General features: G+C 69.2%; 19 protein-coding genes. 6 read left to right on the forward strand and 13 right to left on the reverse strand.

From position 1 onward, the window contains the following. Positions 1–252: 252 nt before the first annotated feature. Positions 253–1,041 (reverse strand): PhzF family phenazine biosynthesis protein, encoded by a 789-nt coding sequence (locus ACWD3H_RS44305; RefSeq protein ID WP_451959302.1) that lies wholly within the window; start codon positions 1,039–1,041, stop codon positions 253–255. 206 nt (positions 1,042–1,247) lie between these two features. On the opposite strand from ACWD3H_RS44305, the gene ACWD3H_RS44310 reads away from it, so the two are divergent. Then, the gene (locus ACWD3H_RS44310) at positions 1,248–1,634 is read left to right on the forward strand and encodes a cell division protein SepF (protein ID WP_030925173.1); all 387 of its coding nucleotides are present in this window, start codon (positions 1,248–1,250) and stop codon (positions 1,632–1,634) included. A 146-nt stretch (positions 1,635–1,780) separates the two neighbouring features. Here the strand turns inward: ACWD3H_RS44310 and ACWD3H_RS44315 are convergent, their stop codons facing one another. From ACWD3H_RS44315 to ACWD3H_RS44355, 9 genes are all read right to left on the reverse strand, one after another. Beyond that, positions 1,781–3,157, reverse strand: coding sequence for a hypothetical protein (locus ACWD3H_RS44315; protein ID WP_451959303.1), 1,377 nt, complete (start codon positions 3,155–3,157; stop codon positions 1,781–1,783). 143 nt (positions 3,158–3,300) lie between these two features. After that, the gene (gene argS / locus ACWD3H_RS44320) at positions 3,301–5,043 is read right to left on the reverse strand and encodes an arginine--tRNA ligase (RefSeq protein ID WP_355563801.1); all 1,743 of its coding nucleotides are present in this window, start codon (positions 5,041–5,043) and stop codon (positions 3,301–3,303) included. Further along, positions 5,040–7,418 carry an HAD-IC family P-type ATPase gene (locus ACWD3H_RS44325; protein WP_451959304.1) on the reverse strand — a complete coding sequence of 793 codons (2,379 nt, stop codon included), beginning with the start codon at positions 7,416–7,418 and terminating at the stop codon, positions 5,040–5,042. Before ACWD3H_RS44325 ends, argS begins: the two co-directional genes overlap by 4 nt. A gap of 160 nt (positions 7,419–7,578) precedes the next feature. Continuing rightward, positions 7,579–8,586, reverse strand: a complete 1,008-nt coding sequence (gene plsX, locus ACWD3H_RS44330) for a phosphate acyltransferase PlsX (protein ID WP_451959316.1) — start codon at positions 8,584–8,586, stop codon at positions 7,579–7,581. Between the two features lie 99 nt (positions 8,587–8,685). Beyond that, complete coding sequence (locus tag ACWD3H_RS44335) at positions 8,686–9,258, reverse strand: DUF1707 SHOCT-like domain-containing protein (RefSeq protein WP_355563795.1); 573 nt, start codon at positions 9,256–9,258, stop codon at positions 8,686–8,688. Between the two features lie 87 nt (positions 9,259–9,345). Further along, entirely contained in the window at positions 9,346–9,549 is a 204-nt protein-coding gene (locus ACWD3H_RS44340; protein ID WP_326645554.1) for a hypothetical protein, read from the reverse strand. Positions 9,550–9,616: 67 nt separating this feature from the next. Continuing rightward, positions 9,617–10,138, reverse strand: a complete 522-nt coding sequence (locus ACWD3H_RS44345; RefSeq protein WP_451959305.1) for a YbhB/YbcL family Raf kinase inhibitor-like protein — start codon at positions 10,136–10,138, stop codon at positions 9,617–9,619. 53 nt (positions 10,139–10,191) lie between these two features. Then, positions 10,192–11,046: an ABC transporter ATP-binding protein gene (locus ACWD3H_RS44350; RefSeq protein ID WP_350915581.1), complete on the reverse strand. Its 855-nt coding sequence runs from the start codon at positions 11,044–11,046 to the stop codon at positions 10,192–10,194. Beyond that, positions 11,039–11,968 (reverse strand): ABC transporter permease, encoded by a 930-nt coding sequence (locus ACWD3H_RS44355; protein ID WP_355563788.1) that lies wholly within the window; start codon positions 11,966–11,968, stop codon positions 11,039–11,041. Before ACWD3H_RS44355 ends, ACWD3H_RS44350 begins: the two co-directional genes overlap by 8 nt. A 502-nt stretch (positions 11,969–12,470) precedes the next feature. Here ACWD3H_RS44355 and ACWD3H_RS44360 point away from each other — a divergent pair. The 5 genes from ACWD3H_RS44360 to ACWD3H_RS44380 all read left to right on the forward strand — a co-directional run bounded on the left by ACWD3H_RS44360 (position 12,471) and on the right by ACWD3H_RS44380 (position 18,133). Continuing rightward, complete coding sequence (locus ACWD3H_RS44360) at positions 12,471–14,102, forward strand: peptide ABC transporter substrate-binding protein (RefSeq protein WP_451959306.1); 1,632 nt, start codon at positions 12,471–12,473, stop codon at positions 14,100–14,102. Between the two features lie 115 nt (positions 14,103–14,217). Beyond that, positions 14,218–15,156 carry an ABC transporter permease gene (locus ACWD3H_RS44365; RefSeq protein ID WP_451959307.1) on the forward strand — a complete coding sequence of 313 codons (939 nt, stop codon included), beginning with the start codon at positions 14,218–14,220 and terminating at the stop codon, positions 15,154–15,156. Next, positions 15,149–16,090, forward strand: a complete 942-nt coding sequence (locus ACWD3H_RS44370; RefSeq protein WP_451959308.1) for an ABC transporter permease — start codon at positions 15,149–15,151, stop codon at positions 16,088–16,090. Before ACWD3H_RS44365 ends, ACWD3H_RS44370 begins: the two co-directional genes overlap by 8 nt. Before the next feature lie 8 nt (positions 16,091–16,098). After that, complete coding sequence (locus tag ACWD3H_RS44375) at positions 16,099–17,136, forward strand: ABC transporter ATP-binding protein (RefSeq protein ID WP_451959309.1); 1,038 nt, start codon at positions 16,099–16,101, stop codon at positions 17,134–17,136. Beyond that, on the forward strand, positions 17,120–18,133 hold the full coding sequence (locus tag ACWD3H_RS44380) for an ABC transporter ATP-binding protein (RefSeq protein WP_355563773.1): 1,014 nt from the start codon (positions 17,120–17,122) through the stop codon (positions 18,131–18,133). Before ACWD3H_RS44375 ends, ACWD3H_RS44380 begins: the two co-directional genes overlap by 17 nt. Before the next feature lie 85 nt (positions 18,134–18,218). Here the strand turns inward: ACWD3H_RS44380 and ACWD3H_RS44385 are convergent, their stop codons facing one another. From ACWD3H_RS44385 to ACWD3H_RS44395, 3 genes are all read right to left on the reverse strand, one after another. Beyond that, positions 18,219–18,749, reverse strand: coding sequence for a hypothetical protein (locus ACWD3H_RS44385; protein ID WP_350915595.1), 531 nt, complete (start codon positions 18,747–18,749; stop codon positions 18,219–18,221). 129 nt (positions 18,750–18,878) lie between these two features. After that, positions 18,879–20,066, reverse strand: coding sequence for a lipid-transfer protein (locus ACWD3H_RS44390; RefSeq protein WP_350915597.1), 1,188 nt, complete (start codon positions 20,064–20,066; stop codon positions 18,879–18,881). Then, positions 20,063–20,512 (reverse strand): Zn-ribbon domain-containing OB-fold protein, encoded by a 450-nt coding sequence (locus ACWD3H_RS44395; protein WP_355563766.1) that lies wholly within the window; start codon positions 20,510–20,512, stop codon positions 20,063–20,065. Before ACWD3H_RS44395 ends, ACWD3H_RS44390 begins: the two co-directional genes overlap by 4 nt. Between the last annotated feature and the right edge of the window lie 56 nt (positions 20,513–20,568).

Here is a 20,568-nt window from a genome sequence, read left to right on the forward strand (position 1 = left end):
CGCCGATGGTACTGCACCGGGGACGGTGTGGGAGAGTAGGTCGCCGCCGGACAATCTTTTATGAGGGCCCTCACCTTTCGGTGGGGGCCTTCGTGTTTTCCAGGAGAGTTCCGAAAGGTCGGGGCTCCCGCCGGCCGGAGCCTTTCTGTTTTGACGACTGCACGGACCGGGAGAGGCCACGAACCCCTGGTCTCTCTCCCCCGGATCTTGCCGTGGCGAGGAGCGGCAGGCGAAGGATCCAGGGGACAGGATCTAGGCGTGGAGCTCGCCGGAGAGCACGGTCACCGCGCGCCCCGCCAGCTCTACCCGGTCGCCCCGTACGGTCGTGCGGACCACGCCTCCGCGCTGCGACAACTGGGCGCCCACCAGGCTGTCGGAACCGAGCCTGGCCGACCAGTAGGGAGCGAGCGCGCAGTGGGCGGAGCCCGTCACCGGGTCCTCGGGAACTCCGACGCGGGGGGCGAAGAATCGGGAGACGTAGTCGGCGCCCTGTCCGGATGCCCGAGCCGTCACGATGACTCCCCGCGCGTCGACGGCCTCCAGGGCGCGAAAGTCAGGGGCCGTGTCGAGCACGGCGTCCTCGGATTCGACCTCCACGAGATAATCCCAAACATTTTTTCCTCCCCAAACAGGTTTAACTCCGAGCGCATCGATCAGTCCCGCGGGAAGAGGCGTCTCTTGGAGTACTTTTGCCGGGAAATCCATGCTGATTAAACCTGATTTATCCCTGGTCACGGACAGGATTCCGCTCTTCGTTGAGAATTCGAGGGTTTCTGGGACCGTTCCCGTGGAATACAGCACATGCGCCGTGGCCAGGGTCGCATGCCCGCAGAGGGCCACCTCGGTCACCGGCGTGAACCAACGGAGCGAGTACGGCCCGCCGTCCTCCGCTTCGAGCAGGAAGGCTGTCTCGGAGTGCCGCATCTCCGCCGCCACGGACTGCATCCAGGTGTCAGGGACTGGATTGCCGAGTACGCAGACCCCGGCAGGGTTACCCTTGAAAAATTCATCGGTAAACGAGTCGACCGTGTAGATGAGCATGACGCGATGCTAGCGGCGCCGGAGATATCAGTTGAAGTCAAGTCAGGGGATCGGGCAAAGTCAGGGATCGGGCAGACCAGTGCGGTAGCCGTACAAAGTGGAAATAAGCGCTGGGCGTGTCGCATGGCGAACTTCGGGTCGTCGGTTACCGTCCAAGATGTAGGGACAGGCCGGGTACGGCGTGGTCCTGGCGAAAGGACGAGCCGATGGGGGCAGTGCGCAAGGTGGCAAGCTACCTTGGTCTGGGCGGGGCCGAGCAGTATGACGAGTCCTACGACTACGAGGATGAGGTCGAGGGCGAGGACTGGCAGTCTGCTTCGGAGCGCGCGGCCAAGCGCTGGCACGCGATGAACGAGCCCTCACGAATCGTGATGCTCACGCCGATGAAGTACAACGACGCACCGGTCATCGGACAACACTTCCGCGAGGGTCAGACGGTCATCATGGACGTCAGCGGGATGAGCACCGCCGAGGCCACGAGGATGGTCGACTTCGTCGCCGGGCTGGCGTACGGCTGTGAAGGGCGTATCGAGCGGATCGCGGAGAAGGTCTTCCTGCTGGCCCCTGCCGAGGTGGAGATCACCAACGGGTGATTCCGGCGGCGGCCTGGACGTGCGGGGTCCGAGGGATCGGTCCCCGCCGCAGTCGTGCGGCCGAGCCGGGCAGCGCGTTGGCGGTGCCCCGGTCAGGAGCTCAGCCGACCCTGGGGGCGGCGAGAACGCCCGGTGAACGGAGCCGGTCAGCCCGCCCGGGGACCCCGGCGGAGCAGCCGGGTGAGTTCGGCCAGATCGGAGGCCGCTGTCTTGACCCGGCTCTCCGACTCGCGAGCGTAGTCATGCAGGGCCCATACCGCGCCCTGGGCAAGCTCCCTGAGCTCGGAGAGCTGCGTGACGACGTATTCGGCGTCCGCCCGCTCACGCCTGCGCCTGCGCCACAGCAGGTAGCCACCCTCCGCGGCCGGTAGCGGCGCGAGCAGCGCGAGCGGGAGGACGGGAAGGACCAGCGCGACCCCCAGGATCACCGGGGCGAGGGCGAGCAGCACATAGGCCGCCCAGGGCCGGCCGCGGACCGGCGTGCCCTCGGTGACGATGCGCTCCTCGGCGGCGCCCAGCGAATCGGGGTCCGGTCCCTCGGGACGGAGCGTCACGCGGTGGCCGAGGATCGGCATGGTGACCGACTCAGGGGCCTCGGCCCGGGTGGCCTCGGCGAGCTTCTCCGCCGCGGACCGCACGATGGGCGCGGCCACATGCAGTGCGATCGCGGCCAGGTAGGGATGGGAGCCCGGGTGCAGATCGCTGAGCAGGTGGCTGGTGAGCGGTCTCACCGGCCGCTCGGGGGTGCCGGAACCCATCAGCTGGCGGAGCACGGTCAGCGGCTCGTCCTCGCTCCACACGACCGTGGACTCGCCGGAGCGGTCCGTCTGCGCGGCCTCAAGGAACGCGAGGTCACCCAGGCCGGTCCCGGTCTCCTCGCCTGCTCCGGGTGCGCTCTCACGGGCCGAGGTGATCTCGGCGCAGCGGTCGCGCAGGTGGGTCAGCCTGGCGGCGGCCTGTACGGGAACGGCGAGCTCGGGGAGCTCGGCGAGCTCCGCGAAACCGGCCAGAGCCGGTGACACGACGGTCGAGGGCTCGTCGGGGATCAGAGCGCGCAACCACAGGTCGGGCTCGGATGCCGGGGATGCGGCCACCGCGTCGAGCCTGCGGAGAACGAAGATCTTTCCCGCCGGGCCGTACGCCCCGCGGGCTGCGGCGAGCCAGAGAGCCCGCTGGCCGTGGGTCACCGGGCGGTCCAGGGACAGGTCCCCGAAGGCGCTGCCAAGCCAGGAGGCGTGGATACGGTCGCCCTGGCCGGCGACGGCGAGCGCGAGGCAGAGGAAGAGCGCGGTCCGTCGCTCGTCGCGCTGGGCGGCGCGGGCCAGAGGTTCAAGTGCCTCCTCGCCGCGGGTGAGCAGCACGAGGGCCTCGATGGCCGGAGCCAGCCAGTGGCCGGACATGTCCGCGAAACCGGTCGGCAGCTCGGCAGGGACGGTGCCGGTGGCCAGGTCGGTGAGGAGCGCATCGGCACAGCGGTGCAGCTCTGTCCCGGCCTGCGGATTCGCGGTCAGGTCCGTGCTCAAGGCAGAGAACTCCCCGAAGTTGTGACCGATGACCGCGCCAGCGTATTGCGCTTCGGACATCCCCGCGGGGAGGCGCGCCGAACATGACTTTGCCAGATGATCGCCTTGATTTTCCCAATAAAGACGATCATCTGGTGGACAGGTTACATCCGCTCGGGCACGGGGACGCCGAGAAGACCCAGGCCGGTCTCCATGACCTTCAGGGTGAGCGCGCACAGGGCGAGCCGCGAGGCACGGGTGGCGGCCTCGACGTCGTCCTTCAGCACCGGGCAGTTCTCGAAGAACGTGGTGAAGGCGCTCGCCGTGTCGAAGAGGTAGGAGGCCAGCTTGTGCGGTGCCGAGTTCTCCGCCATCTCCTCGACCACCGAGCCGAAGCGGAGAAGCTGGAGTGCCAGTGCGCGCTCGGCCGGGTGACCCAGCACGATGGCTCCGGTCGTCTCGGCCGGGGTCACCCCGCCCCTGCGGAAGATGGAGCGGATGCGGGCCTGGGCGTACTGCAGGTAGGGGCCGGTGTTGCCGGTCAGGGCGAGCATGCGGTCGAAGTCGAAGACGTACTCGCTGTCGTGGCTGACCGACAGGTCGGCGTACTTGACCGCGCCCATACCGACGGCGTGCGCGATCTTCTCACGCTCCGCGTCGTCGTACTCGCGATCCTGGATCACTCCGGCGGCCCTGGTCTCGGCCTCGTCGAGCAGCTCCAGAAGCTTGACCGACTTCCCGCTCCTGGTCTTGAACATCTTGCCGTCGGAGCCCAGCACGCTGCCGATCTGGATGTGCTCCGCCCTGACGTGGTCGGGCAGCCAGCCCGCCAACCTGGCCGAGTCGAACACCATCGACATGTGCAGTGACTGGGTCACGCCGATCACGTAGAGGATGCGGTCGGCCTTGAGGTCCTGGACCCGGTAGCGGATCGTGGCCATGTCGGTGGTGCCGTAGCCGTACCCGCCGTCGCTCTTGCGGATCATCAGGGGGAGCGGCTGGCCCTCGCGGCCGGTGTAGCCGGGCGGGAAGACGCAGAGCGCGCCGTCGCTGAGCACGGCGATGCCGCGCTCCTGCAGCTCGTCGCAGACCTGGGCGAGCACGTGGTTGTACATGCTCTCGCCGGCGATGTCCTCGTTGGTCAGCGTCACGCCGAGCTGGACGTAGACCTTGTTGAAGTAGCGGACCGTGGCGTCCATGAAGATGTGCCACAGGCGCATCGTCTCGGGCTCTTCGGCCTGCAGGGTGACGACCCGGGCGCGGGCCCGCCTGTTGAACTCGGGGTCGGTGTCGAACTTGACCCGGGCCGCCTGGTAGTAGGCGTTGCCCTCGCCGGCCTCCAGCTGGGCGACGGCGGCCTCCTCGCCGATGTCCAGCAGGTGCTCGATGAGCATGCCGAACGGCGTGCCCCAGTCGCCGAGGTGGTTCTGCCGGATGACCCTGTTGCCCAGGTGCTCGTGGACCCGGGCGAGCGCGTCGCCCACGATCGTGGTGCGCAGGTGGCCGACGTGCATCTCCTTGGCCGCGTTGGGCGCGGAGTAGTCGATCACGACGGTCTGCGGCGAGGCGGACACGCCCACGCCGGCGCGCGGGTCGGTGTGGATCTCCGAGACCTGTGCCGTGATCCAGTCGTCGGAGAGGGTCAGGTTGAGGAAACCGGGGCCGCTGACCTCGACGGTGCCGGGGAACGGGTCGTCGGCCCGCCCGGTGAGGTGCTCGGCGATCTCCTGGGCGACCTCCCGCGGGGCCCGTCGCAGGCGCTTGCTCAGACTCATCGCCACGTTCGCCTGGTAGTCGGCGAACTGCGAGGGACGGATCAGCGGGTCTGCGTCGGAGTATTCGGCACCAAAGGCCGCGGCCAGCGCCTGCTGGACGCGCTCGGTGAGGGCGAATTGCGGGTCGGTCATGTTCCAAGGGTAGCGGTTGACCGATCCTGAACCGATTGGATATCACCCTGGCCGGGCCCGGTACGGCGGGATCGCATGACCGCGAAGACGCCGGTCAGCACGGCTCCCGCGGCGATGCCGAGCCCGGCCGCGACGCCACCTGCGGCGGGGTCGCGGAGGGTGAGCGCGAAGAACTCGCGGGTGAACGGGATGGCGAGGGTGAGGGCGAACAACCCGGCCATGGAGGCCACGAGCGCGACCCGCCACCAGACGTACGGGCGGGCGACGAGGGCCAGCACCCACCAGGCGGCGACGAACAGCGTGATCACCGCCGAGGTGCGGCTCTCCGCCAGGGTGGCGGCCCCGCTCTGGGCGATCCAGTACGACAGGTAGACGGCGGCGGCGCAGATGATCCCGGCGGGGACCGCCAGCCGGAGCACGCGTGGCACGAAGCCGCTCCTGGCGCGCTCGTTGCTCGGCGCGAGCGCGAGGAAGAACGCGGGGATGCCGATCGTCAGCGCGTTGATCAGCGTGGAGTGCCGGGGGGCGAACGGGAAGGCGAGCCCGATGACCCCGGTGAGCAGGGAGAGCACGATCGCGTAGAAGGTCTTGGTGAGGAAGAGGCCGGCGACCCGTTCGATGTTGGCCAGCACCCGCCGGCCCTCGCCCACCACGGAGGGCAGGCCGGCGAAGCTGTCGTTCATCAGCACGATCTGGGCGACCGCCCGGGTGGCGCCGCTGCCGGAGCCCATCGCCACGCCGAGGTCGGCGTCCTTGAGCGCGAGCACGTCGTTGACGCCGTCGCCGGTCATCGCGACCGTGTGCCCGCGCGACTGGAGCGCGCCGACGAACAGCCGTTTCTGGTGCGGGCTGACCCGGCCGAAGACGGTGTTGGCCTCCATGATCTCGGCGAGCTTCTCGGGGTTGTCATCCGGCAGGGTACGGGCGTCCACCGCGCGCTCCCCGCCGGGGATGCCGAGAGAGGTGGCGATGGCCGACACCGACTCGGGGTTGTCGCCGGAGATGACCTTGACGGTGACGCCCTGTTCGGCGAAGTAGGCGAGGGTCTCGGCCGCCTCGGGACGGACCCGCTGCCTGAGCACGACGATGGCCGCGGCCTCGATGGTGCCGAGGTCGTCGGGGTCGTGCAGCGAGGCGACCTTCCCCAGGGCGAGCACCCGCAGACCGGTGGCGGCGAGGGCCCCTGCCTCGGTGTATGCCGGGGTGCCGGGCGGCAGGAGGACGTCGGGGGCGCCCAGGACCCAGCAGCCGTGCCCGTCGAACGCGGCGCCGCTCCACTTGCGGGCCGAGGAGAAGGGGACCTTGGCGGCGACGGTCCAGCCGGGGGAGTCGGGGTGGCGGGTCTGGATGGCTCGGGCCGTGGGGTTGGGGTCGGGGTCGAGGTTGGCCAGCGCGCCCAGCGCCTCGGGCACGGGCAGGTCGTCGCGGAGCCTGCGGACCTCACCGAGCTCCATGCCGCCCGAGGTGAGCGTGCCGGTCTTGTCGAGGCAGAGCGTGTCGACCCGGGCCAGGATCTCGATCGCGGGGAGCTCCTGGACCAGGCAGCGGCGCCTGCCCAGCCGGATCACGCCGACGGCGAAGGCGATGCTGGTCATCAGGACCAGGCCCTCGGGGATCATGGTGACGATGCCCGCGACCGTGCTGGTGACCGCCTCGCCGATGCCGGTCCGCCTGCTGACCTGGCTCCAGGTGAGCAGGGCACCGATCGGGATGACCAGCCAGGTCACGTACTTGATGAACCGGGTGATGCCGTCGCGCAGCTCCGAGTGGGACAGGCTGAACGCGCTGGCCTCCTCGGCGAGCCTGGCCGCGTAGGCGTCGCCGCCCACCCTGGTCGCGACGTAGGAGCCCCGGCCGGCGACCACGAAGCTGCCGGACAGGACCTCGTCGCCCGGCAGCTTGTGCACCGGGTCGGCCTCGCCGGTGAGCAGGGACTCGTCCGCCTCCAGCCCGTCGGAGTCAACGGTCTCGCCGTCGACCAGCAGCTGGTCGCCGGGCGCGAGCAGGATGAGGTCGCCGAGCACCACCTGCCGGGGCGGGATCTCGGTCTCCGAGCCGTCCCTGCGGACCTTGACCGGAGCCTCGTTGACGATGGCGAGCCGGTCGAGGGTGCGCTTGGCGCGGAGCTCCTGGATGATGCCGATGCCCGCGTTGGCCACGATCACCAGGCCGAAGAGGCCGTCCTGCCACTCCCCGAAGATCATGATCAGCACCCAGAGCACGCCGATCACCCCGTTGAAGAGGGTGAGGATGTTGGCTCTGAAGATCGCCGAGACCGATCTGCTCGATCGGCGCCTGACGTCGTTGACCTGCCCGAGGGCCACGCGCTCGGCGACCTCCGCCGAGGTCAGCCCACGCTGTGTCACCTGCTCCACACGGCCCCCTGCCGATCGACTGGGACTCAAGGGTACGCGGGGTCGGAGAATTCGGTGGAATACGTCCCCTGATGCGCCGCAAATATCACCGCAGGTTGGCGGCATGTTCGCGCAGTGTCATCGGAGGCGGCGCAGGTGGTGGCCGGGGGTTCGGGGCATGTCACCAGAGGCGGTGCGGGCGGGGTACGGCGGCGAGGCGCTCGCCGATGCGGTTCACCACGCCCTCGTGGGCCAGCTTGGCCGCGAGCGCGCAGGCGGCGCTCACCCCCCTGGCGTGTGCGGCGCCGTGCGCGATGACCACGGTGCCGTTCAGGCCGAGCAGCACGGCCCCGCCGTGGACCTCGGGGTCGAGCCGCCGGTAGAGCTCTCTGATGCGTCTCTTCTGCAGCAGGCCGCCCACCCTGGCCGTCCGGCTCTCCCTGACCGTCTCGCGGAGCTCGGCGAAGGCGTAGCGGACGCTGCCCTCCATGGTCTTGAGCGCCACGTTGCCGGTGAATCCGTCGGCGACGATGACGTCCACGGTACGGGTGAGCAGGTCGTGGCCCTCGACGTTGCCCGAGAAGTCGAGGCCGGGGGCGGCCGACAGCAGTTCGTGGGCACGCTTGACGAGCTTGTTGCCCTTCTCCGGCTCGCTGCCGATGGTCAGCAGGCCGATCCTGGGGTTCTCGATGCCCAGGGCCGTCTCGGCGTAGGCGGCGCCGAGGTGCGCGAACTGCACCAGCATCTCGGGTTTGACCTCGGAGTTCGCCCCGGCGTCCAGCAGGACGGTCGGGGTGGGTCTGGTCGGCAGGGCGACGGCGATGGCGGGCCTGAGCACGCCGGGCTGGCCGCGGAGCCGGAGCTTTCCGGTGGCCACGATCCCGGCGGTGGACCCGGCGGAGACCACGGCGCAGGCGTCACCCCGCCGGACGAGGTGGCAGGCGACGGCGATGCTGGAGCGCGGGCGGCGCAGGCTGGCGAGGGCACCCTCGTCCATGGCCAGCGCCTCCTCGGCCCGGACGATGGGGATCTCGGCGGTCGCGTCGTGGTCGGAGAGCGCCTCGGACAGCGGGCGGGGGGCGCCGACGAGCACGACGGAGATCCCGTGCTCTCGCACCGCCCGCACGGCTCCCGCCACGATCTCGCCGGGGGCGTGGTCACCGCCCATTGCGTCAAGGGCGATCGGCATGGTGCCGGGAGCATTGGTCTCAGGCAAGCGGTCACCTCGTGCGGGATGGTTTGTCCGCATCGTAGGCGGCCCCGGGAGCGGAATGTTCCGCCGGGGTGATCAGGGAGTGCCGGGGAGATTCCAGTCGGTTCTCTCCCGGGAGACGATGATCTTCCCGAAGGTGGCCCGGCCGACGACCCGGATGACGGGGGAGCCCTCGCCGCCCCGGCCGCCCGAGACGTGTCTCTTGGCGAACATGCCGCTGACCTCGTCGATGACGTGGGCGTTCTCCGGAACCCTGACGATCAGCTTGCCGCAGAGGGAGTTGACCTCCAGGGTGATCTCCCTGCCGGGGAGCACGGCCTCGGACAGGTCGACGATCAACGCGCCGAAGGTGGCGCTCAGCGTGGTGTGCCGCCCGGCGAGCCAGCGCCCGCCACGCACGACCTTGCTGAAGACGGCTCCGACCTGCTGCCGCTCGGTGGCGGATTCGCGGCCGGGGGCCACGACGTCGAGCAGGTCGCCGGTGAGGGGGGCGAGGTCGTCCACGGTGACGGCGCGGTAGGCGATGTCCAGGCGGTCGGCGTGCTCGACGCTGGTCAGGCGGCCGGTGGCGAGCGCCTCGCCCAGCACCGCGGCCACGCGGTCGCGATCGGCGTCGGAGGCGCGCAGAACGGGGTCATGAGACGTCATGACGCGAGTGTACGACTACTTAAGATATATCGCGAGACTTGTTCGTCGTCTGTGGCGGCGGGGAAGCCGGTTGGCCTCCCCGCCGTCTCAGCGACCCGGGCGTCGCACGGAGGTGCGGCGGGCGATCTCAGCTTGGAGCCTGGCCATCTGCCAGTGCAGCTCGATGAGCTGCTCGGTGAGCTGGAGACGTGGAATCTCTGATGGGTCCTCGACGGACAGGTGGTCGATCGCGGTGGACAGCTCTCGCATCGCGCGCCCCCACTCCATGACGGCTTCCTTGGATCGAAACAACGTTCGAATCATACCGGAACACCGAACACGCTGTCAGTCCATTGCCTCCTGTGTCACGCCCAGTCGGCTAGCTCTCGTACTCGGGGACGACGTATCCGCGGGCCAGAGTGTGGGCGGTGATGTTGAAACCCAGCACGGCGGCCGAGGCGTCGGCGCCGAGGCCGAGCTTCTCCACGTCGAGGGCGTGCACCGCGAAGATGTAGCGGTGCGGATATCCGGGGGGCGGCGCGGCGCCGCCGTAGGCGGTGACGCCGTAGTCGTTGCGGCCGTGCACCCCCACACCGCCGTCACCGGCCCCCGCGCCGGCGGCCAGCTCGGTCACGTCCGCCGGGATGTCGAACAGCAGCCAGTGCCAGAACCCGCTGCCGGTGGGCGCGTCGGGGTCGAAGCACGTCACGGCGTAGCCGAGGGTGCCCTCGGGCGCGCCGGACCAGCGCAGGTGGGGCGAGACGTTCTGGCCGTTGAATCCCCAGTCGTTGAACACCTGGGCCGGAGCCAGGCGCTCTCCGTCGCGGATGTCGTCGCTTTCGACGGTCAGCGCGGGAACCTGGGGCAGGAAGTCGTACGGAATCGGTGGCCGGGTGGACACGATTCACCTCCGATGGGAGCGTCTTTTCGGTCGCTCCTCATCTTGCCCGGCGATCAGACCTTGTTGTAGGCGGCGAGGACCGTCTGCGGGTCGCCGTCCATCTTGATTTTGCCCTTGTGCAACCAGATGACCCGGTTGCAGGTCTCCTCGATCACGTCGAGGTTGTGGGCGACCAGGAAGACGGTGCCGGCCTCGTCGCGCATCTTCTTGATCCGGTCCTGGCTCTTGCGCCGGAACTCGCGGTCGCCGGTGGCCAGCGCCTCGTCGATGAGCAGCACGTCGTGGGACCTGGCCGAGGCGATGGCGAAGCGGAGCCTGGCGCCCATGCCCGAGGAGTAGGTGGACATGGGGAACTGTACGAACTCCCCGATGCCGGAGAAGTCGACGATGTCGTCGTACTTCTCCTTGACCTGCGCGGGGTTCATGCCCATCGCGTAGCAGCCGAGCACGATGTTGCGCTCGCCGGTGAGCTCGCGCATCAGCGCGGCGTTGACGCCGAGCAGGGAGGGCTGGCCGTTGGTGTAGACGGCGCCGGAGTGCGGGGGCAGCAGCCCGGCGATGGCGCGCAGCATGGTGGACTTGCCGGAGCCGTTGCGGCCGATGATGCCGATGGCGTCGCCGTGACGGGCCACGAAGGAGACGCCGCGCACGGCGTGCACCTCCTTCATCTGCGGCCGTCCCTGGCGCTTGACGAGGCGCATCAGGGCGTTGACGGCGTTGCCCTTCTCCACGTCGCTGGCCGCGCCGTAGACCCGGTAGATGATGTGCAGGTCGTCCACGATGACCGTGGGGGTGCCCTCCTGGGCGTCCTTGGCGGGTTCGGGGTTGGGATGCACCCTGACATCCGTGCTGGGCACGGCGGGCTCCTCGGCCTTCACTCGGGACAGCTCCTCGGTCAACTCAGCCACGGCCGTACTTCTCCTCGGCTCGCCAGAAGTACCAGAAGCCGCCGAGCAGAGCGAACACTGCCCAGAATACGCAGACCGCCCAGATGTAGGGCCGGGGCGGGTGGGTCTGCATGAGCAGGTCCCGCATGAGCTCGATGTAGGCGGCGGCGGGGTTGAAGTACATGATGTCGGCGACCAGTTGGGGGAGGCCGGCACCGTTGGGCCCCACCACCTTGTCCTCGATGGAGAAGAAGACGCCGGAGGCGTAGAGCCAGGTGCGCATGATGAAGGGCAGCAGCTGGTTCAGGTCGCGGGCGGTGGAGCCGACCCTGGCGAGCACCAGGCTGGCGCCGACGTTGAACATCGTCTGCAGTGCCAGGGCGACCGGGATCAGCAGCCACAGCAGGGTGATCGGCTCTCCGGTGACCAGCACCAGGGCGAACAGCACGCCCATCGAGATCAGGAGTTGCTGGAACTCCTGGATCGTGTAGGCCAGCGGGAGCGCGGCGCGCGGGAAGTGCAGGGCCCGGATCAGCGACAGGTTGCCGGAGATCGCCTTGGCGCCGCCGCTCACCGAGCGCTGCGTGTAGGTGAAGACGAACATCCCGGTGATGAGGAAGGCCGGGTAGTTGGTGATGCCCTTGCTCGCGCCCAGGATCAGGCCGAACATCAGGAAGTAGATCGCGGCGTTCAGCAGCGGGGTGAGGACCTGCCAGAGCTGGCCCAGGGCTGAGTTGCTGTACTTCGAGACGTTACGCGAGGTCGCGTACGTCATGACGAAATGCCGTCGTTCCCACAGCTGGCGTAGGTAGACGAGCAGACTCGGGCGTGCGATGGCACGCCGAAGTCCGTAACGCGCGGCGAGCTTGGCCAGCGGCTCTGGGGTGCCGTTACTCGGGCCGCCCGCCTGGGCGTCCGCGATCGCGGATTCCGGCTGGCTCATGGCAAGGACTCTATTGGATGTGGGTGGATGAAGCGCCTGCGGCGGCGTCCTGCCGCACACATTGGACGGGATCTCCGGGAAAGAGGTTCCAGGGTAATTGTGCGCTCCGCCTGCGAGCGACCGGCTCTTTCGCGCCCCGGCCAGAGTGGGCCCAGCTCGGGGGCAGGGAAAGGCAATGGATGCGAGCACTATCGGCATGAGGGTAGTTTGGCCTGACCGTTATTGATATATGTATCCCTGCATGTCCTCTTTAGGGGCGTCTGGGATCTTGGCTTCGTCGAGTTGGCGGACATACAACGCCGAACCGGTTCATGCGTGACCGAACTGCAACATCACAGATGCGAATCGGTGTGGAGCGGTGCGGAACAGCCGCGACCGGCCGGTGTGACGTCAGTGCCCGGACCGGGGTGGCGGGAGGCAGGGACCAGAAGATCCTCCTTCGTGCTGCTCGGGCTGCGGATCTCCGTGTCGACGCGAGCCTGAAAAAGGAGGGTCTACCGCAATGCGCGTTACCAAGGGTGCGCGGCTCACCGCCGGCGCCGCGCTACTCGCCCTCGCGCTGGCCGCGTGCGGCAACTCGGCGTCCTCGGGCGGCGGTACGGCCTCGGGCGACCTGCCGGTTCGGATGGAGCTCGGCGAGCCGCAGAAGCTCTTCTACCCCGGTGACACCACCGAGTCCGAGGGGGCGGAGGTCCTGGCCGCCGTCTTCGCGCCGCTGGTCAGCTACGACGAGAACAGGCAGGTCGTGGACGAGGTCGCCGAGTCGATCGAGTCGAAGGACAACAGGGTGTGGACGGTCAGCCTCAAGCCCGGCTACACCTGGCACGACGGCGAGAAGCTGACCGCGCAGAACTACGTCGACGCGTGGAACTACGCGGCCAACCAGGACAACGCGCAGAGCGCCAACGGCTTCTTCAGCCGGATCGACGGCTGGGCCGACCTGAACCCGGGTGAGGGCAGGACCGTCTCCACCAAGAAGATGAAGGGCCTGAAGGTCGTCGACGAGAGCACCTTCAGGGTCACCCTCAGCAAGCCGTTCTCCCAGTTCAAGACCATGCTGGGCTACACGGCGTTCTACCCGCTGCCCAAGGCGGCCTTCGGCGCCGACGGCAGGATCACCGAGGAGTACGCCAAGAAGCCGATCGGCCAGGGCTACTTCCAGTTCGACAAGCCGTTCAACAAGGGCACCGACCAGTCGATCGACCTCACCCGGTACGACAAGTTCCCCGGGACGAAGCCGAAGTTCACCAAGCTCCAGTTCAAGCTCTACACGAGCTCGGAGACCGCGTTCAACGACCTGGCCGCGGGCAACCTCGACATCCACGACTCGCTACCCCCGTCCGCGATCGCCAGGGCCAAGTCGGAGTTCGGCGAGCGCTACCTGGACCAGGCGGACGCCGGCGTCGCCTACATCGGCTTCCCCATGCAGTACAACAAGACGTACGCGAACGTGAAGGTCCGCGAGGCCATCTCCATGGCCATCGACCGCGAGACCATCGCCGACAAGGTCTTCTCCGGCACGCGGGCCGCGGCGGACGACTTCATCAACCCGCTGCTCGACGGGTACCGTGCCGGCGCCTGCGCGGCCTGCGTCTACGACCCGGCCAAGGCCAACGAGCAGTACACCGCCAACAACGGCCCCAAGACCCTGGAACTGGGTTACAACTCCGACGGCCCGCACAAGGAGTGGATCGAGGCCGTCGCCAACAGCCTCCGCGCCAACCTGGGGGTCGAGGTGAAGGTCAAGCCGTTCGAGAAGTTCGGCGGGATCCTCGACGAGCTCGACGCGAAGACCTACGGCGGCATGTTCCGCATGGGCTGGGCGATCGACTACCCCTCGGCGGAGAACTACCTGACCCCGATCTTCTCCACCATCGCGATCAAGACCGGTGCCAACTACGCCGGCTGGTCGAACCAGGAGTTCGACGCGCTCCTCGCCAAGGGCGACTCCGCCCGGACGCAGGAGGAGGGCCTGAAGTTCTACCAGCAGGCCGACGACATCCTGATCAGGGAGATGCCCTACATCCCGGTGTACTTCTACCGGACCAACGGCGCGTTCTCCCAGAACGTCAAGGGCGTGAAGATCGATCTGCTCAACCAGATCAAGTGGACCGAGGTCGAGAAGACCGGCTGACGACCGGCTGAGGGCCGGGCGGGAGCCCGGCCCCACCGGCAGCCCGGGGGTGATCTCACCGCACCGCGCGATCCGCCGGTCCGCGAATCACCCCGGGCACGTACGGGAGGCTTGAATGGGCCGTTACGTTCTCCGGCGCCTGATCCAGGCGATACCAGTCCTGCTGGGCGCCACCCTGCTCATCTACGCCATCGTCTTCGCGCTGCCCGGTGACCCCATCGCGGCGCTGGCGGGCGAGAAGCGCATCGCCCCCGACATCGTCAAAATCCTGCGAGAGCAGTACCACCTGAACGATCCGTTCCTGGTGCAGTACTGGCACTACATCGCCGGCCTGCCGGGCGGCGACTTCGGCACCACCTTCGCCGGCGTCGGGGTCGGAGACATCATGGCGGGCAAGTTCCAGGTGACCATCAACCTGGCGGTGACCGCCCTGGTGATGGAGGCGGTCATCGGCGTGGGCCTCGGCCTGTACGCCGCGCTGCGCCACGGCAGGGCAGGCGACTCGCTGATCCTCGCCGCCACGCTGGTGCTGATCTCGGTGCCCGTCCTGGTCACCGGCTTCGTGCTCCAGTTGCTGCTGGGCGTGCGGCTCAAGCAGGCCGGGATCGACCTCTTCCCCGTCGCGGGCGTGTCGGAGGGCTGGCGCAGTTACCTGCTGCCCGGCTTCGTGCTCGCCGGGACGTCGATCGCCTACCTCACCCGGCTCACCAGGAACAGCCTGGTGGAGATCATGCGCGCCGACTACATCCGCACCGCGGTGGCCAAGGGCCTGCCCAGGAGCCGGGTCGTCGGCCGGCACGCGCTGCGCAACGCGCTGATCCCGCTGATCACCTACCTCGGCGCCGATCTCGGCGCGTTGATGGGCGGTGCGGTGATCACCGAGACGATCTTCAACCTGCCGGGAATCGGCCAGCAGCTGTTCACCTCCGTCTACCTGCGCGAGCAGCCGGTGGTCGTCGGCATCGTGACGGTGCTGGTGCTGATCTACATCCTGGCCAACCTGGTCGTCGACCTGCTCTACGCCGTGCTCGACCCGAGGATCCGCTATGAGTGACGCCCTTGCCCCGGTCAAGAAGCGCCGGAACGGTGGACCGGGAAGGCACGTGAGAACGTCCAGGCCGTCCAGACCGCCCAGGGCCGCGAGCCTGTGGACCGACGCCTGGTACGACCTGCGCCGCCGGCCGCTCTTCGTCGGCTCGGCGGTCCTCATCGGTGTCCTGGTGGCCATGGCGGCGTTCCCCTCGCTGTTCACCTCGGTGAACCCTTTCGACGCCGCGACCTGCGATCTGGCCCAGGCCAGGCAGGGCATGAGCGCCGTGCACTGGTTCGGCACCGACAACCTCGGCTGCGACGTCTACTCCCGCGTCGTCCACGGCGCCCGTAACTCGATGGTCGTCGGCCTGAGCACCACGGTCGTCACCGCGCTGGTGGGTGGTCTGCTCGGCCTCCTCGCCGGGTTCAGCGGCGGTGCGCTGGACACGTTGCTCTCCCGGATCACGGAGATCTTCTTCGCGATCCCGTCGATCCTCGGCGCCCTGCTCATCCTGGCGATCTTCCGCACGGGCAACGTGTGGACGGTCATGCTCGCGCTGGCGGTGCTGGCCTGGCCGATGACGTACCGGATCATGCGGGCGGCGGTGATCACCGCCAAGGGCCAGGACTACGTGCTCGCGGCGCGGGCGCTCGGCGCCTCCGCGCCGAGGATCATGTTCCGGCACATCCTGCCGAACGCGGCCGCCTCGGTGATCGTGGTCGCCACGATCAACCTGGGCACTTTCATCGCCGCCGAGGCCGGCCTGTCGTTCCTCGGGGTGGGCCTGCGCTCGCCCGACATCTCGTGGGGGCTCATGATCTCCGACGCCAGGGAGCGTTTCCTGGAGGCTCCGTGGCCGCTGCTGTTCCCGGCACTGTTCCTGAGCCTGACGGTGCTGGCCTTCATCATGCTGGGCGACGCCGTCCGCGACGCCCTCGACCCGAAGCTGCGGTAGGGGGACCCGTGAAGAAGACCTCGACACCGGTGGTGCCGGCCGGCCAGGCTCCCGGCGGCGAGCCGCTGCTCGCCGTCGACGACCTGCACGTGGAGTTCACGACCAGGCAGGGCGTGGTCAGGGCGGTCAACGGGGTCAGCTACTCGCTGAACCCCGGGGAGACGCTCGCCGTGCTCGGCGAGTCGGGCTCGGGCAAGTCGGTGACCGCACAGGCCATCATGGGCATCCTCGACACGCCGCCGGCCCGCGTTTCCCGAGGGGAGATCCGCTTCCGGGGCACGGACCTGCTCAGGCTGCCCGAGGAGGCACGCTCCCAGATCCGCGGCCGGCGGATCGCGATGATCTTCCAGGACGCGCTCTCCGCGCTGAACCCGGTGTTCACCGTCGGCTTCCAGATCGGCGAGATGTTCCGGGTGCACCGGGGTGCCTCCAGGCGTGACGCGGAGAGGAAGGCGATCGAGCTGATGGACCGGGTCCGCATCCCCGGTGCCAGGCAGCGGGTGCACGACTACCCGCACCAGTTCTCCGGGGGGATGCGCCAGCGCATCATGATCGCGATGGCGATCGCGCTCGACCCGGAGGTGCTGATCGCCGACGAGCCGACCACGGCCCTCGACGTGACGGTGCAGGCCCAGATCATGGAGCTGCTGGCCGAACTGCGGCGCGAGAGCGACATGGGCCTGATCCTGATCACCCACGACCTCGGTGTGGTGGCGGACGTCGCCGACAGGATCGCGGTCATGTACGGCGGGCGGATCGTGGAGAAGGCCCCCGTGCACGACATCTACCGGAAGCCCGCCCACCCGTACGCCAAGGGCCTGCTCGACTCGGTTCCCAGGGTCGATCGGAAGGGGCAGGAGCTTTTCGCCATCAAGGGCATGCCGCCGAACCTACTCGACATGCCCTCGGGCTGTTCCTTCCACCCCCGGTGCCCCTACCGCCAGAACGACTGCGTCACCGACACGCCCCCGCTGTACGAGATCGGCCCCACCCGCGCCAGCGCGTGCCACTACTGGAGGGAGGTCCTCAATGGCAGCCACGAGTGAGCCGATCCTTGAGGTTCGTGACCTGGTCAAGCACTTCCCGCTGACCCGGGGCGTCGTGGTGCGCAGGCAGATCGGCGCGATCAGGGCGGTCGACGGGGTCTCCTTCGACCTGCGCCGGGGCGAGACGCTCGGCATCGTGGGGGAGTCGGGCTGTGGCAAGTCCACGCTGGCCAAGCTCCTGATGGCGCTGGAGCGGCCCACCTCGGGATCGGTGAGGATCAACGGCAGGGAGGTCGCCCAGGCCAGGGGCGGCGAACTCAAGCGGGTCCGCCGCAACATCCAGATGGTCATGCAGGACCCCTACACCTCGCTGAACCCCCGGATGACCGTGGGCGACATCGTCGGCGAGCCGTTCGAGATCCACCGGGACGTGGCCCCCAAGGGCGACCGGCGCCGCAGGGTGCAGGAACTCCTGGAGGTCGTGGGGCTGGACCCCGACCACGTCAACCGCTACCCGCACCAGTTCTCCGGTGGCCAGCGCCAGCGCATCGGCATCGCCCGAGGGCTCGCGCTCCAGCCCGAGATCATCGTGTGCGACGAGCCGGTCTCCGCGCTGGACGTGTCGATCCAGGCGCAGGTCGTCAACCTGCTGGAACGGCTGCAGGACGAGTTCGGCCTCGCCTACGTCTTCATCGCCCACGACCTGTCGGTGGTCCGGCACATCTCCGACCGGGTCGGAGTGATGTATCTGGGGAAGATGGTCGAACTCGGCAAGGAGACCGAGATCTACGACCGGCCCGCCCATCCCTACACCCAGGCGCTGCTGTCGGCCGTGCCGGTGCCCAACCCGGAGGGGCGGGAGCGGCGCGAACGGATCATCCTCCAAGGCGACCCGCCGTCCCCGGCCAACCCGCCGTCGGGCTGCCGATTCCGTACGCGGTGCTGGAAGGCGGCGGAGATCTGCGCCGTCGAGGAGCCGCCGCTGCGGATCCGGCCGGGCACCGCGCACGCGAGCGCCTGCCACTTCGCCGAGACCCACGACGTGACACACGCGTAGCAGGGTCAGGAGAAGCGGAAGGCGCGGCCCCCACAACGAGATGTGGGGGCCGCGCCCTGCTGTGCTACGGCAGGATGCCGCCTTACTAGAGGATGTCGACGCCGACGCCGCCGATGCCGACGAGGCCGCCGATGCCGACGCCGTGGCCGACTCCGCTACCGCTGCTGATCACGTTGCCACCGCCGACGATGTTGTTGCCCCGGCCGATGCCGCCACCGAGGATGCCGCCGCCGATGCCGCCCCCGTAGACGCCGCCGCCGTAGACGCCGCCGCCGTAGATCCCGCCGCCGTAGACGCCGCCGCCGTAGATCCCGCCGCCGTAGACGCCGCCGCAGCCGGCCCCGTAGACGCCGCCGCCGTAGATGCCGCCCCCGTACACGGGAGCCGCGACCACGGTGGGAGCCGCGACCACGGCGGTCGGGCAGGCGACGGCGAGCGGCGCGCTGACGACGCCGACGCCGCAGCAGTCGGCCTTGGCGGCCTTGGCCTTGGCCACGGACTTGGTCGCGGCCTTGGTGGTGGAGGTGGTGGAGGACGTGGACGCGGAAGCGGCCACGGCCGGTGCGAGGACGGCGATGCCGACGCACGCGGAAGTGATGAGAAGACGACGAATCATGTGTGGTTCCCCCTGGAAGGAAATCGCGGCAGTGTCTGGGGTCTCTGGAACGGACCGTCTGCGCGCGGCTACTCAAAGTAACGGGAGTGAGACTATCCAGCGACATGCTTTGGGGAGGGTCAAGAATGGTCAGCTTGTGGCAATGATCGAAGAGCCGTGGCCGAACAGACCCTGGTTGATCGCCAGCCCGATCCGGGCGCCTTCCACCTGCCGGGCTCCCGCCACGCCCCTCAACTGCCAGGTCAGCTCGCAGACCTGGGCGATGGCCTGGGCGGGGACCGCCTCGCCGAAGGAGGCCAGCCCGCCGGAGGGATTCACCGGGATCCGGCCGCCGAGCGCGGTGTCTCCGGCGCGCAGCAGCTTCGCGGCCTCGCCCCGCGCGCAGAGGCCGAGGTCCTCGACCCAGTCGAGTTCCAGCGCGGTGGACAGGTCGTACACCTCGGCGAACGACAGGTCGTCGGGGCCCAGGGCCGCCTCCTCGTAGGCGGCGTGGGCGATGGCGGCGCGGAACGGGCGCTCGGGGGGCGGCACCGCCGCGGTGGAGTCGGTGGCGAAGTCCGGCAGTTCGAGCACGGTGCTGGGGAAGGACGGTGTCACCGTGGAGACGGCCGCGAGCCGTACCGGGCGGCTCACGCCGTGGCGGCGGGCGAACTCCGCGGAGGCCAGGACCAGCGCGGCGCCGCCGTCGGAGGTGGCGCAGATGTCCATCAACCGCAGCGGGTCGGCCACCAGGGGGGAGGCGAGCACCTGCGCGGCGGTGACGGTCCTGCGGTAACGGGCGTTCTCGTTCGTCGAGCCGGCGAGGGCGTTCTTCACCTTGACGGCGGCGAAGTCCTCGGCGGTGTCGCCGTACAGGGCCATCCGCCTGCGCGCGTAGAGCGCGAAGTACGCCGGGTTGGTGGCGCCGAGCAGCCGGAACCTGAGCCAGTCGGGGTCGTCGGGGCGGTCGCCGCCCACCGGCGCGAAGAACCCCTTCGGCGTGGAGTCGGCACCGACGACCAGCGCCACGTCGCAGAGGCCGGCCAGGATGCGGGTCCTGGCGATGTCCAGCGCCTGCGCGCCCGAGGCGCACGCCGCGTAGCACGAGGCGATGCGCGCCCCGTTCCAGCCCATGGCCTGGGCGAAGGTGGCGCCGGCGACGAAGCCCGGGTAGCCGTTCCTGATGGTGTCGGCACCCACCACGAACCGCACGTCCGTCCACTCCAGACCCGCGTCGCGCAGCGCGGCCCTGGCCGCCGCCACCCCGTACTCGACGAAGGGCCGCCCCCACTTGCCCCAGGGGTGCATTCCCGCGCCGAGGATGACGACGTCGCTCATGAACTCTCCCCGTTCTGCCGCTCCGCTGTGGTGCCGGGGGTGCCGGGGGCGCCCCACATCCAGACCAGCGGGCCGTCGGCGAGCGGGCCCGTGGTCAGTTCGAGCTCCATGCCCACCCGCAGGTCGTCCACCGTGAGGTCCTTGACCTGGCCGAGCACGACGATCCCCGTCCCCGCCAGTTCCACCGCCGCGAGGGTGACGGGAACATAGGGATCGGCGGTCACGAACGGGGCGGGCGGCGGGTAGCAGGAGTTGGTGTAGGACCACACGGTGCCCCGGCGCGGCATGCGCGTCTCCGCCAGGTCCTCGCCGTCGCAGTACGGGTTGCGGCAGAAGCCCGTCCGGGGCGGGAAGTAGACGGTCCGGCAGTCCGCGCAGCGGGTGCCGAGCAGGTGCGCGGTGCCGCCGTCCACGGTGAACCAGCCGTTGATCACGGGTGCGGTCATAGGGCCAATATGACACAAGCGCTTGCTAGGTAACATCCCCCCTTCGGGGAGCGGGC

The organism is Streptosporangium sp. NPDC002607 (assembly GCF_053592655.1).

Bases quoted from the DNA above. Each gene is read 5' to 3' on its own strand.
- ACWD3H_RS44390 (WP_350915597.1), bottom strand. From the start codon at position 20,066: ATGAGCGACGTCGTCATCCTCGGCGCGGGAATGCACCCCTGGGGCAAG.
- ACWD3H_RS44335 (WP_355563795.1), bottom strand. From the start codon at position 9,258: ATGACGTCTCATGACCCCGTTCTGCGCGCCTCCGACGCCGATCGCGAC.
- ACWD3H_RS44360 (WP_451959306.1), top strand. From the start codon at position 12,471: ATGCGCGTTACCAAGGGTGCGCGGCTCACCGCCGGCGCCGCGCTACTC.
- ACWD3H_RS44310 (WP_030925173.1), top strand. From the start codon at position 1,248: ATGGGGGCAGTGCGCAAGGTGGCAAGCTACCTTGGTCTGGGCGGGGCC.
- plsX (WP_451959316.1), bottom strand. From the start codon at position 8,586: ATGCCGATCGCCCTTGACGCAATGGGCGGTGACCACGCCCCCGGCGAG.
- ACWD3H_RS44370 (WP_451959308.1), top strand. From the start codon at position 15,149: ATGAGTGACGCCCTTGCCCCGGTCAAGAAGCGCCGGAACGGTGGACCG.
- ACWD3H_RS44355 (WP_355563788.1), bottom strand. From the start codon at position 11,968: ATGAGCCAGCCGGAATCCGCGATCGCGGACGCCCAGGCGGGCGGCCCG.
- ACWD3H_RS44395 (WP_355563766.1), bottom strand. From the start codon at position 20,512: ATGACCGCACCCGTGATCAACGGCTGGTTCACCGTGGACGGCGGCACC.
- ACWD3H_RS44380 (WP_355563773.1), top strand. From the start codon at position 17,120: ATGGCAGCCACGAGTGAGCCGATCCTTGAGGTTCGTGACCTGGTCAAG.
- ACWD3H_RS44385 (WP_350915595.1), bottom strand. From the start codon at position 18,749: ATGATTCGTCGTCTTCTCATCACTTCCGCGTGCGTCGGCATCGCCGTC.
- ACWD3H_RS44305 (WP_451959302.1), bottom strand. From the start codon at position 1,041: ATGCTCATCTACACGGTCGACTCGTTTACCGATGAATTTTTCAAGGGT.
- argS (WP_355563801.1), bottom strand. From the start codon at position 5,043: ATGACCGACCCGCAATTCGCCCTCACCGAGCGCGTCCAGCAGGCGCTG.
- ACWD3H_RS44365 (WP_451959307.1), top strand. From the start codon at position 14,218: ATGGGCCGTTACGTTCTCCGGCGCCTGATCCAGGCGATACCAGTCCTG.